We start from the raw sequence: 11695 nt of genomic DNA, 5'->3' as shown, positions 1-11695 counted from the left end.
CCACAGACAGAAAGGATGCACTCAGATGTGAAAATCCGAGTTTATCTGTCTGCATCTGTTGCTAAAAACTTTTAACTCAATGACATTAAAAAATATATTATTTTTGATTTCTGTTGTAACAAAAAACGCACATCACTATCTAAAACGCAACTATAAACCCCTAAATGGAACAAAAAGACAAGTTATTTAAAGAGATCTTCGATTCAAATTCCAAAAAGATATTCCATTTATGTTATGGTTATACTGGCGATACCGACGCTGCAAATGATCTTCTGCAAGAAACTTTTTTAAAGGTTTGGCAAAATCTGGATAAGTTCAGAAACAAATCTTTAATTTCTACGTGGATTTATAGAATTGCCGTGAATACCTGTTTAACTTATTTGAGATCGGAAAAAAGACAGGCGAAAGATGAATTAACAGAGAACATCATAGAAAATAAAATAGAGGAATTTTCAGAGAAAAATGAACAGGTTGCCCTACTTTATAAATGTATATCCAAGCTCGAAGAGAATGACCGTTTGATTATTACAATGGTACTTGATGAATTACCATACCATGAAATTGCCGATATATCTGGAATAAGCGAAGGCAACCTGAGGGTAAAAATTCACCGCATTAAACAAAAATTAACAGAACTATATAACCAGTATGCAAGCGTTTGATCAAATACAGGAGTTGTGGCAAAAGCACGAGGTAGAAGTTAAGGTTTCTGCTGATGAAATGCTGCAACAAGCGAAGAAAGAAGTAAATGGATTAAAGCTAAAATCTGCTTTAAACATTTTGGGGATGCTGGCATCCTTTATTGCCATTGCTGCGTTATGGATATTTTTTCACTTCGAATCGTGGACTACACACGTCGGAATCAGCATCACCATTATTGCCATTGGCGTATATACCTTAATTCTGTACCGCGATTACAGGTTAATTTCGAAAACCGATTTCACCGCTCATCCGCACAAATATTTAAACAACTTAAAAACCTATCAATTAAACCGTTATAAACTTTACAACTCTTTATATTGGTTTTATATGATTGCACTTTCATTGGGCATCATATTTTATTTTGTAGAAATTCTTGCACACTTTAATCTTGTTCAAAAAGTTTTAGCTGTAGGCTTAACGGCACTATGGATTTTATTTTGCTCAACAATATTAAGAAAGGCTGTAATGAGTAGGGAAAAAGAACGGATAGCTTTATTAATCGAGAAATTTGAGCGCATTAGCGGACAGATTTCTACTCCTGAATAATTTTAGGCACGGTTTTTTCATTGTAAAAATCAACACACGAAACCATCCTGATTTATCATTCAACAATGGTATAGATAAATCAAGATAGTTTCAACACCGTTGAAACTAAAATTACACAGGTGAAAACACGAATAATTGCCCTTTTATTTTTGCTGGCATTGCCATGCACATTTGCCTTTAAACAGGATTTTTCCGGGCCCATTCAATTGAATTGGGAAACGCATTTTAAAGGTAAAGCCGATATGCGGTCGCCATTTTTTGCGCTGACTGCAATGACATGGAAATACAGTTACTCCAGCACTGTTTACCGTAATCGCGTTGCCATTAAGCTTAAAAATGATGTGAGCATTGATAAAACGAGATCATGGGTTAAGTGGGACAAAATTAAAGACCCTGAAATTAGGGCAAGTCTTTTACACCACGAACAGGGGCACGCCGATATCCATTATATTTTATTATTGGAGGCCGAAAGGGTATTAAAAAACCGGAACTATGCCGTAAGCAACTATAAAGCCCAGATATCAGAACTCGCCAATCAGATCAGCAATTATTTCGATACCATGCAACGTAACTATGATGAAGAAACCGAGCATGGCAGCAACCATAAAATGCAGGCCCGATGGGATGACATTATACAGGATAAGATTGAAGAATCGAGGACAGCAATGGCCGAATTACAAGAATAGTTTTGGAATAAAGACAAAAAAACCAACGGCTACCGCCAGAAATGCAGCCACCAAAACCGCAGCAGCAGCTAAGTCTTTTACCATTTTAATTTTGGGATGATACTCCGGAGAAACCACATCGGCCAGTTTTTCTATAGCTGAATTTAAAATTTCGGCAACAAAAACAGCCGAGATAACAGATAAAATAGCAATCCACTCTGAACTGGAAATTTTCAGGTAAAAAGATAGGCCAATAGCGATGATTGCTGCAAACAGATGAACCCTACCGTTATGGTCGTTAACGAAAAATAGTTTCAGGCCATTAAAAGCATATTTAAAGCTCTTGATCCGATCGATGATAGAAAATTTTTCGTTGTTCATTGTTTTTTTAAATTGCATGATAGATCCTGAATCAAGTTCAGGATGACGATTCTTCAAGAAATAACTCCTCGCCTTACTCCACACGCGCTACGCCTTCCACCCTTATACCTTCCGCCCTCTACCTTACTTCACCTCGCTTGTAGAAAAACCATTTCCGCTTAATTTATATTGATAGGTCCTGGTAATTGTTTTAGTACTATCTGCTGCATCTTTTACGGGAAAAGAGCGGAACAGGTCACCATTTTTGATAAAAAACTGATCATTACCTGAATAACCTTTTTTCTGATTTGAACTTAATGATGGAAAACTGATTTTGTTAAAATCGCCTCCAGCATATTCAAAAACATTTAGATCTGAAACTGTCTTTTTGCTCAATAATTGAATGTACAATTCAGGATTTCCGTCATTGTCTAAATCCATATTCCAGGCATCGGTGATAATGCCTTTGCGATCTACAGCGGCCGACCTATAGTTATTACGAACAGAATCAGACATTAAAATCTGATAGCCTCCGATAGAGTCTACCCCTTTTCCCCAGCTTACAATTTCAAAATTTAATCCGGGTTTTACTTCTATATCCCTGTAAAAACGAAAAGGGTTCTTTTCAACTTTTGCGGTCTCAGCTTTAACTTCTTTCGGTTTTTCTTCTGTGCATGCAAAACAAAACAGCATCCCTGTAATTAACAAGAGATGCTGTAATGTATATTTCTGTAATTTCATTTATTTAGGACATTTTGGTTGCCCCAAATTAAGGATTTTAGCTTTTTAAAGCAATTTATTTCTTACCATCCGTTTTAACTTCAGGTGCTCCGTTATTTAAAACCGTTTCTGTAGTTACACTTCTTCTGCCGCTTGGTGCAATAACAATGGTTTTTAATACCCTCTTTTCGCCTTGAGGTACTGTAATTTTAATTGGCGAGGTGTACAAGAATGCATTTTCTGATGGACGTGACAGATCAATCGAATAATAAATTTTAGCTCCGGTAACAGGCGCTTTTAAATCAATTGTAAATTCTCCGCCTGTTAAAGGTTTATCGCTCTGACCAATTGGTGTAGGTACCCAAAAATTTACATTCATTTTATCTAAACGGGCCAAATGAGCTGGTAAACGTTGTTCAGAAAAATTCTTTAAATCTTTACGGTCAACCGGCGACCATGCAATTTCAGATAGAGCCAATAAACGAGGGAAAGCATGATTTTCTGCTTTTGCCGTGGTTTTAATATACTCAGACCACATGTTTGCCTGCACACCTTTTATGTATTTTCTTTCATCAGCGGTTAACACTTTCGGAATCGGATCGTAAGCATAAATCTTTTGATATGGCGCGAATCCGCCAATGGTTACCGGCTCATCAGGAGAATTAGATTGTTTATGGTCGATATATAAACCCATAGATCCTGGGGTCATAATTACATCGTGTTTCTGCTGTGCAGCTGCAATTCCGCCATCTTCACCTCTCCAGCTCATTACGGTTGCATTAGGCGCCAAACCACCTTCTAAAATCTCATCCCAACCAATAATCGAGCGTCCTTTTCCGTTTACATGTTTTTCTATCGTCTGGATAAAATAGCTCTGTAATTCATGCTCATCTTTCAAACCTTTCTCCTTCATCAGGTTCTGGCAGAAGGTAGATTCTTTCCAATAGGTTTTAGGTGCCTCATCACCACCGATATGAATGTATTTTGATGGAAAAATAGCAATAACCTCATCCAGAATATTATTCAACATGGTAAAAGTATTTGCTGATGGCACAAAAATATCATCAAAAACACCCCAGGTTTGCTGTACCTGTTTACCTTTTCTGCTGCCCGCCCATGGCGTTTTATCGCTGATAAAAGTATCACGATCAGGGAAACAGCTTAATTCAGGATATGCTGCAATTGCTGCTGAGGCATGGCCCGGCAATTCAATTTCGGGTATTACCGTAATGTATTTAGCAGCTGCATATTTAACAATGTCTTTGGCTTCTTCTTGTGTATAATAACCTTTAACCGGTGTAAGATAATTGCCATTACCTGGGTAATTACCAATAATCGATCCATTACGTGAAGAACCGATTTCTACCAGTTTTGGGTATTTTTTAATCTCCAATCTCCAGCCCTGATCGTCAGTTAAATGCCAATGGAAAGTATTTATTTTATAATAAGCTAACTGATCGATGTATTTTTTGATAAAAGAGATCGGGAAGAAATGGCGGCTTACATCCAACATCGTTCCACGGTAAGCAAAACGTGGATAATCGTTAATATCAACTGCCGGGATGGTAATTTTATCAGCCAATTTATCAGGCATCATCTGCATAGCAGATTGAACCGCATAAAAAAGGCCTGCGCCTTTTCCTGTTAAAATAATTTGTTTTGGGGTAACTTTAATCGTGTAACCTTCAGCTGGCAATTGATCTGCTCCAACAGATGTTAAAACAATTGCTTTTTGGTTTGGTTGGGTAATTTTAGTTTCACGTAAGGCAAAACCTGCCTTGGTAACGATAAAAGCATTTAATAAATCAGCCATCTTTGCGCCGTCGATGCTCTGATTTACTAAAACTGTGGTTTTATCTAAAATGAAATTTCCGTTTGCCCTGGTAATGGTTACAGGTGCAGGTATGATACCCAGGTTAGGATCACTCTGCGCAAATGCACTCGTGCTGATTAATACTCCAATAAAAATCGATAATGCTTTGTTCATGTTGTGTTTAGGTTTTTTATAGACTTATTTGATTGTTGGAACCAAGATAGAGATTATGGCCAGATTCCGAATCTCACATTCTTGTTACAATCTAGATCAACCGTTTGACTATGCTGCATAACGCATATAAATCTTAATATTCAGAAGTCTATATTTTATAGCTTCCACACAACAGATTTCTCCATTTCACGGCGTTTCAGTCGAAATGACGACTACTTTTATGAAAATCAGGCGCAGAAGCGTTTGGGTTACGATAGCCCTGTCATCCGTTATAGTCCCGATGAAATATCGGGAGCTGCCACTACTGCCAGGTTTAAGTGGCACGGCCATTTTAACTATTTGGGGTTGCAAAGCGTAGAAGAACTATTCTAGGCAGCATGCTGTTCAATTTTAAATAGTAGCAGAAACCTAAGTATTTAAACCTGATTGAAGTGGAAAGCACGCAAGCGAGGAACGAGTGCGAACTTGTAATGAAAAGCAGGACTAACAATAAAAAGAGCTGCTGCACTTGCTTTCCAAAAAACATCAATCACAAAAAAAGAGAAACCATCTCTTAGAACTCCTACTGATAGATCTCTCCATTTCACTGTGTTCCAGTCGAGATGACGATTTTAACAAAAAAAGAGAAACCATCTCTTAGAACTCCTACTGATAGATCTCTCCATTTCACTGCATTCCAGTTGAGATGACGATTTTAACAAAAAAAGAGAAACCATTGCTGATTTCTCTTCTTCAAAATATTTTGAAATTATTTTTATGCTTCAACAGGATGTTCCTTAGCAGCCAAGTACCTTTCGGCATCGAGCGCTGCCATACATCCAGAACCTGCAGCAGTTACCGCCTGTCTATAGTACATATCCTGCACATCGCCACAGGCAAAAACGCCTTCGATATTGGTTAAAGTAGAACCTGGCTTGGTAGCTAAATAACCTGTTTCATCCATATCCAACTGACCTTTAAAAATATCGGTATTCGGTTTATGACCGATAGCTACGAAGAAACCTTCTACTGCGATATCAGATTCAACACCGGTTTTGTTATTTAAAACTTTAACTGCAGTTACATTTTTACCGTTACCTAAAATCTCCTGGGTTTCGGTATTGTAATGCACCACAATATTCGGTGTAGCTAAAACGCGACTCACCATTGCTTTAGAAGCCCTGAATTCATCTCTACGCACCAATAAATGAACGGTTTTACATAATTTGGCTAAATATGTTGCTTCTTCGGCAGCAGTATCTCCAGCACCTACAATGGCAACATCTTGTCCTTTAAAGAAGAAGCCATCGCACACGGCACAGGCCGAAACTCCAAAACCATTGTATTGTTGCTCACTTGGTAAACCCAGCCATTTTGCTGTAGCGCCTGTAGCAATAATTACGGTATCAGCTGTAATGGTTTTAATTTCATCAACCACTACTTTATGTGGTGTTGAAGAGAAATCTACCGAACTTACATAACCAAAACGGATATCGGTACCAAAACGCTCAGCCTGCTTACGGAAATCTTCCATCATTTCTGGCCCCATAATTCCTTGCGGGTAACCTGGAAAATTTTCTACATCTGTAGTCTGAGTAAGCTGCCCACCGGCTTGCATTCCGGTATACATAATTGGTTTTAAATCAGCTCTGGCAGCATAAATTGCAGCAGTATAACCTGCAGGACCTGAACCTATAATTAAACACTGAACGTGTTCGTTTTCTTGTGACATTATATTGTGTGTTTGAAATTCATTAATCGTAGCGCAAATTTAATGCTTTAAATATTTGTTGGCAAGTGCACATTGTCAACATAGTTTACTTATTAACACCTAAGCTTAGCGCAGAGTGCCTGGTGAAGAGATTCGTGGTGTCAGATGTTTCCATCTGATACTGATTACCTATTTCGTGATTGTTTTTTCGCCTGTCAGATGGTAACATCCGACAGCACAATAAAGTAACATCTGACCGCACGATAACAGCACAATAAATCATTTCCCTTTATTCGCTCTGATCAACCGAATTATATTGTCTCCCAGAATTTTCTTGATATCGTTTTCCGAATATCCGTTTTTAATCAGCTCATCGGTAATTTTAGGATAATCTGCTACGCTGTTTATACCTAAGGGAAAAGATTCGGCGCCATCAAAATCTGCGCCCAAGCCAACATGATCTATGCCGATTAATTTCACTACGTGGCTAATATGTTTAACCAAAAGTGCAATTGGTGGTCGTGTGGCATCGGCATCAGCCTGATGGTTGAAAATCAACGTATCAATGGCATTGCTCCTGCCATATTTAGTGCTCAACGTTTTTAGTTCACCATCATATTTTGCAAAGAAAGCTTCTTGTTTCGTATTAAAAGTAGAATCTAAAAAACCGCTATAAAAATTAATACATACTACACCCCCATTTTTACCTACAGCTTTAATCTGATCATCTTTTAAATTTCGTGGAACCGGATTTAGCGCGTAAACACAGCTATGGGAAACAATTACGGGTTTAGCAGATGCAGCAATGGCATCATAAAATGTTTTTTCGCCTACGTGCGATAAATCGACCATTACGCCAAGTTTATTCAAACGTTTAACTACCTGTTTTCCGAATTTGTTTAAACCCGCGTTTTCGGGTTTCACTTTACCAGAAGTTTCTTCGGCTGCCGAACTGGACCATGGATTACTGTTGTTCCAGGTTAAAGTAAGGTAAGCCATTCCCCGCTTGGCTAAGCTATCAATATAATCCAAACGGTTTTCGATCATATGGCCACCTTCTACCCCTATCATCGCAGCCAATTTTTGTTGCTTAACAGCCTGCTCCAAATCTTTGGCGGTGGCAACCAACTGGATTTTATCGGGGTATCGTTTAATTAAACTATAAAGTGAATCTATTTCCTGGTTAGCTACAGCATATCCACCCTTTTCATCACACCAGATGGAAAAAAACTGAACATCCAATCCGCCTTGTTTGGCCCTTACCAAATCGAAATTACCTTTAAGCTGAAGCTTGCCAATATCGATACCCGATTTGATCTGATTGAACAGTATATCTCCATGCGTATCGATTACAATCGCATTTTGATGAATTTTATCTGAATTTTGGGCAAAGAGATTGATCTGCAATAGTGTAAGGACAAGAAAAAGATAAAGATTTTTCATGCGCTAAATATAATATTAATTGTTTTGATCACTTCAGGCACTCAAGTTCATTTATTTTTTCACCACCAAGAAAGAAAGGCACAATATGTTTTAAATGTTTTGACCGCCTTGGATAATTAGTTCATCATAGATGGTTAATTATGCTCAAAACTCAGGTACTTCCAGCGGTAAAAAAATGATATAACGTAACTGTCAGATGGTAACATCTGACAGCACATTGGACCCTAAGTTTGTATAATCCCAACATTAAATTTCTTTGTAATCGGCGATTGGTTGGCGGCCTCAATCCCCATCGAAATAACCTTTCTGGTTTCTAACGGGTCGATAATACCATCTACCCAAAGGCGCGATGCAGCATAATAAGGTGTGGTTTGGCTATCGTATCTATCAGTGATTTCTTTTAACAATTCGGCTTCTTTTTCCGCAGTAATCACCTCTCCTTTAGCTTTTAAAGAGGCTTCCTGAATCTGAAGTAAAGTTTTTGCAGCCTGCGAGCCGCCCATCACTGCAATTTTAGCCGTTGGCCAGGCATAAATCAATCTAGGGTCGTAAGCCTTACCGCACATGGCATAGTTGCCTGCACCATAAGAATTGCCCAATACAATTGTAAATTTTGGCACCACAGAATTGGCCACAGCATTAACCATTTTAGCACCATCTTTAATAATGCCACCATGTTCTGATCGGCTGCCTACCATAAAGCCAGTAACATCTTGCAAAAATACCAATGGGATTTTCTTTTGGTTACAGTTCATAATAAAACGGGTAGCTTTATCGGCGCTATCAGAATAAATTACACCGCCAAACTGCATCTCTCCTTTTTTCGACTTCACCACTTTACGCTGGTTGGCTACAATACCTACTGCCCAGCCATCAATACGGCCTAAACCACAAACAATGCTTTGTCCATAGCCTTTTTTATACTCTTCAAATTCAGACTGATCAACCAAGCGGTTAATGATATCCATTATTTCGTAAGGTTTATCTCTGTTTTCGGGTAAAATACCATACAGTTCTTCTTCGTTTTCTTTTGGTTTTGCTGGTTTAATCCGATCAAAACCTGCGTTTTGAGGCGCACCCAACATACTCATGATGTTCCTTATGCTGTCTAAGCAGGCCTGATCATTAGGATGTTTATAATCGGTAACACCCGATATTTCGCAATGAGTTGTGGCTCCGCCCAAAGTTTCATTATCAACCTCCTCACCTATGGCCGATTTTACCAGGTAAGAACCCGCTAAAAAAACCGATCCGGTTTTATCAACAATCATCGCTTCATCGCTCATGATGGGTAAATAGGCTCCACCAGCAACACAAGCGCCCATGATGGCCGAAATCTGTACAATTCCTTCCGACGACATAATGGCATTGTTACGGAACATCCTTCCAAAGTGTTCTTTATCGGGGAAAATCTCATCCTGCATCGGAAGATATACACCAGCGCTATCAACCAGGTAAATTACCGGCAAGCGGTTCTCCATAGCAATTTCCTGCGCGCGCAGGTTCTTTTTTGCAGTCATCGGAAACCAGGCACCTGCTTTTACAGTGGCATCGTTGGCTACAATCATACATTGCCTTCCGCTTACATAGCCAATACCGCACACCACTCCGGCCGAAGGACAGCCACCTTGTTCGGCATACATGCCATCAGCTGTAAAAGCACCTACTTCTAAAAAGTCGGTATCTTTATCAATTAAATAAGCAATGCGCTCGCGGGCCAATAATTTTCCCTTTTCCTTTTGTTTGGCAGCATTTTTTTCGCCACCACCTAAATATATTTTTTTGAGTCTGGTTTTCAGTTCGTATACCAACTGTTTATTTACATCCTCATTTTTATTGAATTCGATATTCATGGTGGCAATTTAAATTTAATTTTAGAAAAACAATATTGACCAAAACGGTTTCTGGTCTAACGGTAGCTTAACCGCAAAGTGCGCTATGCTTTTTAACCACAAAGTACACAAAGAAAAAGCAATGAAAAAATACAGATTTATACTTCAGCTATAATAAATCTCTTTGCGAAAACTTTGCGTCCTTCGCGGTTAATGTGAAAGATATCCGTTTAAAATGATATTTTTGGGTAAATCCGAAAAATGGAACTAACCATCAATATTCCTGCGCTATTGTTTCCTGCCATCAGCTTAATTATGCTGGCTTATACCAATCGTTTTTTGGCTTTGGCCAGTTTAGTGAGAAGTTTAAAATCGAAATATGAGAATGGCGATAAAAATGCAGCCCTTCATAAACAGATCGAAAACCTGCGTTACCGCTTAAGACTGATCAAAAACATGCAGGCTTTTGGTGTACTTAGCTTTGCCAGCTGCCTTTTTTGTATGTTTTTTATTTATTTGGAGTGGAATACCTTTGCTGAAATTCTTTTTGCACTGAGTTTGATATTTTTTATGATATCGTTAATCATTTCGTTAATAGAAATCCAGATCAGTACAAAAGCACTGGAGCTGGAATTGAGCAGTTTAGAGGAGCTCGATAATCCATCAATTGTAAGTAGGTTTAAAAAGAAATTTGATAAAGATTGATATGCAACCATCTGTTATTAATACACCTGAGGAATATTTCAACAACCTCCCTGAAGAAAGGAAAGCGTCTGTTTCGAAATTGAGAGATACTATTTTAGAAAACCTGCCAGCTGGTTTCGAGGAACAGATTACCTACGGCATGCTGGGATATGTTATTCCACTCGGGCTTTATCCTCCAGGTTACCATTGTACACCAGAACAGGCTTTACCTTTTATCAATATTGGTTCGCAAAAGAATTTTATTGTTATGCATCACTTAGGGTTGTATGCTTTTACTGATTTACTGGAATGGTTTCAGGCTGAATATCCTAAACACGCTATATACAAACTCGATATGGGCAAAGGCTGTGTTCGTTTTAAAAAGCCTGATGATATTCCGTATGCACTAATTGCCGAGCTCACCAGAAAGGTTACACCAGCACAATGGATTGAACAATATGAAAAAGTATATAAACGTAAAGGCTAATTTTGATAAACTACACCATCAATCTTCAGCTTTTTAAACTTTTCGGCCCAGCCTTTACCTTTTATGTATTTTACCTGCGATGGGTATCCTTTTAAATTTGGATGATAAATCGGATCAAACGAAAAAGTAATTTCCGTATCCGATTTTTGAATAACAGTTACTTCGTTATCATTTTCATCCTTTTCTCCTGTCGTGAAAAACTTATCGCCAATTTTTGCATTGAAATCAGCTCTGGTATAAGTTTTCAAAGGACTATCGGGATAGCCCTCAATTAATTTATTCTGCTCGTCTATCCTTAAATAAACTGTACTCACTGCATCGCCACCAACCAAAGAATAAAACTGGTAAAAAAGCTTTTTATTGATGCGAACAGTATCCTTGATTTCGGTGTAGGATTGGGCATTCATATACCATAAATTGCCAATCTGCATGGGCAAAAATGAATCAGCAGCCCTGTTTTGAGCCTTATTCTTCTGGCAAGAAAGGATAGCGAAACTAATTAAAATAAAACTTAAAGATTTCCAGTTTACGATCATGATGCATTTGTTTTGCCTTATTTAATTTTAAAGATAAACAATG

The 11695-nt window shown here is 38.3% G+C and carries 12 protein-coding genes; 5 read left to right on the top strand and 7 right to left on the bottom strand.

From position 1 onward, the window contains the following. The first annotated feature begins 164 nt into the window (after window positions 1-164). The 3 genes from AC07VK_RS03355 to AC07VK_RS03345 all read left to right on the top strand — a co-directional run bounded on the left by AC07VK_RS03355 (window position 165) and on the right by AC07VK_RS03345 (window position 1934). Window positions 165-662 (top strand): RNA polymerase sigma factor, encoded by a 498-nt coding sequence (locus tag AC07VK_RS03355; RefSeq protein ID WP_010601992.1) that lies wholly within the window; start codon window positions 165-167, stop codon window positions 660-662. Further along, window positions 649-1248: a hypothetical protein gene (locus tag AC07VK_RS03350; protein WP_492953259.1), complete on the top strand. Its 600-nt coding sequence runs from the start codon at window positions 649-651 to the stop codon at window positions 1246-1248. The genes AC07VK_RS03355 and AC07VK_RS03350 overlap by 14 nt, the downstream gene beginning before the upstream one ends. 119 nt (window positions 1249-1367) lie before the next feature. Next, window positions 1368-1934 (top strand): DUF922 domain-containing protein, encoded by a 567-nt coding sequence (locus AC07VK_RS03345; RefSeq protein WP_492958306.1) that lies wholly within the window; start codon window positions 1368-1370, stop codon window positions 1932-1934. Here the strand turns inward: AC07VK_RS03345 and AC07VK_RS03340 are convergent. The 6 genes from AC07VK_RS03340 to AC07VK_RS03315 form a co-directional block, all read right to left on the bottom strand. After that, window positions 1923-2294 carry a diacylglycerol kinase family protein gene (locus AC07VK_RS03340; RefSeq protein ID WP_492953257.1) on the bottom strand — a complete coding sequence of 124 codons (372 nt, stop codon included), beginning with the start codon at window positions 2292-2294 and terminating at the stop codon, window positions 1923-1925. The two genes, AC07VK_RS03345 and AC07VK_RS03340, sit on opposite strands and share 12 nt — an antisense overlap. 123 nt (window positions 2295-2417) lie before the next feature. Further along, window positions 2418-3014 (bottom strand): hypothetical protein, encoded by a 597-nt coding sequence (locus tag AC07VK_RS03335; RefSeq protein WP_492958304.1) that lies wholly within the window; start codon window positions 3012-3014, stop codon window positions 2418-2420. A 55-nt stretch (window positions 3015-3069) separates the two neighbouring features. Then, window positions 3070-4980: a beta-N-acetylhexosaminidase gene (locus AC07VK_RS03330; RefSeq protein ID WP_492958302.1), complete on the bottom strand. Its 1911-nt coding sequence runs from the start codon at window positions 4978-4980 to the stop codon at window positions 3070-3072. 754 nt (window positions 4981-5734) lie between these two features. Then, window positions 5735-6691 carry a thioredoxin-disulfide reductase gene (trxB, locus tag AC07VK_RS03325; RefSeq protein ID WP_113951968.1) on the bottom strand — a complete coding sequence of 319 codons (957 nt, stop codon included), beginning with the start codon at window positions 6689-6691 and terminating at the stop codon, window positions 5735-5737. 258 nt (window positions 6692-6949) lie between these two features. Further along, window positions 6950-8113, bottom strand: coding sequence for a dipeptidase (locus tag AC07VK_RS03320; protein ID WP_492958300.1), 1164 nt, complete (start codon window positions 8111-8113; stop codon window positions 6950-6952). Between the two features lie 224 nt (window positions 8114-8337). After that, complete coding sequence (locus AC07VK_RS03315; RefSeq protein ID WP_492958298.1) at window positions 8338-9966, bottom strand: acyl-CoA carboxylase subunit beta; 1629 nt, start codon at window positions 9964-9966, stop codon at window positions 8338-8340. Window positions 9967-10206: 240 nt separating this feature from the next. On the opposite strand from AC07VK_RS03315, the gene AC07VK_RS03310 reads away from it, so the two are divergent. After that, window positions 10207-10650, top strand: coding sequence for a DUF2721 domain-containing protein (locus tag AC07VK_RS03310; protein ID WP_492953251.1), 444 nt, complete (start codon window positions 10207-10209; stop codon window positions 10648-10650). Between the two features lies 1 nt (window position 10651). Next, the gene (locus tag AC07VK_RS03305; protein ID WP_492958296.1) at window positions 10652-11116 is read left to right on the top strand and encodes an iron chaperone; all 465 of its coding nucleotides are present in this window, start codon (window positions 10652-10654) and stop codon (window positions 11114-11116) included. On the opposite strand, the gene AC07VK_RS03300 is transcribed toward AC07VK_RS03305, so the two are convergent. Further along, window positions 11113-11652: a hypothetical protein gene (locus tag AC07VK_RS03300; protein ID WP_492958295.1), complete on the bottom strand. Its 540-nt coding sequence runs from the start codon at window positions 11650-11652 to the stop codon at window positions 11113-11115. The genes AC07VK_RS03305 and AC07VK_RS03300 overlap by 4 nt on opposite strands. Window positions 11653-11695 lie beyond the last annotated feature (43 nt).

Source organism: Pedobacter sp. GW821-FHT01D05, assembly GCF_059422505.1.
The sequence above is the reverse complement of the archived record's forward strand: the minus strand, read 5'-3'. Positions and strand labels throughout refer to the sequence as shown.

Coding starts and splice junctions, on each gene's coding strand:
- AC07VK_RS03330 (WP_492958302.1), bottom strand. CDS start 4,980: ATGAACAAAGCATTATCGATTTTTATTGGAGTATTAATCAGCACGAGT.
- trxB (WP_113951968.1), bottom strand. CDS start 6,691: ATGTCACAAGAAAACGAACACGTTCAGTGTTTAATTATAGGTTCAGGT.
- AC07VK_RS03310 (WP_492953251.1), top strand. CDS start 10,207: ATGGAACTAACCATCAATATTCCTGCGCTATTGTTTCCTGCCATCAGC.
- AC07VK_RS03350 (WP_492953259.1), top strand. CDS start 649: ATGCAAGCGTTTGATCAAATACAGGAGTTGTGGCAAAAGCACGAGGTA.
- AC07VK_RS03335 (WP_492958304.1), bottom strand. CDS start 3,014: ATGAAATTACAGAAATATACATTACAGCATCTCTTGTTAATTACAGGG.
- AC07VK_RS03320 (WP_492958300.1), bottom strand. CDS start 8,113: ATGAAAAATCTTTATCTTTTTCTTGTCCTTACACTATTGCAGATCAAT.
- AC07VK_RS03355 (WP_010601992.1), top strand. CDS start 165: ATGGAACAAAAAGACAAGTTATTTAAAGAGATCTTCGATTCAAATTCC.
- AC07VK_RS03315 (WP_492958298.1), bottom strand. CDS start 9,966: ATGAATATCGAATTCAATAAAAATGAGGATGTAAATAAACAGTTGGTA.
- AC07VK_RS03300 (WP_492958295.1), bottom strand. CDS start 11,652: ATGATCGTAAACTGGAAATCTTTAAGTTTTATTTTAATTAGTTTCGCT.
- AC07VK_RS03305 (WP_492958296.1), top strand. CDS start 10,652: ATGCAACCATCTGTTATTAATACACCTGAGGAATATTTCAACAACCTC.
- AC07VK_RS03340 (WP_492953257.1), bottom strand. CDS start 2,294: ATGAACAACGAAAAATTTTCTATCATCGATCGGATCAAGAGCTTTAAA.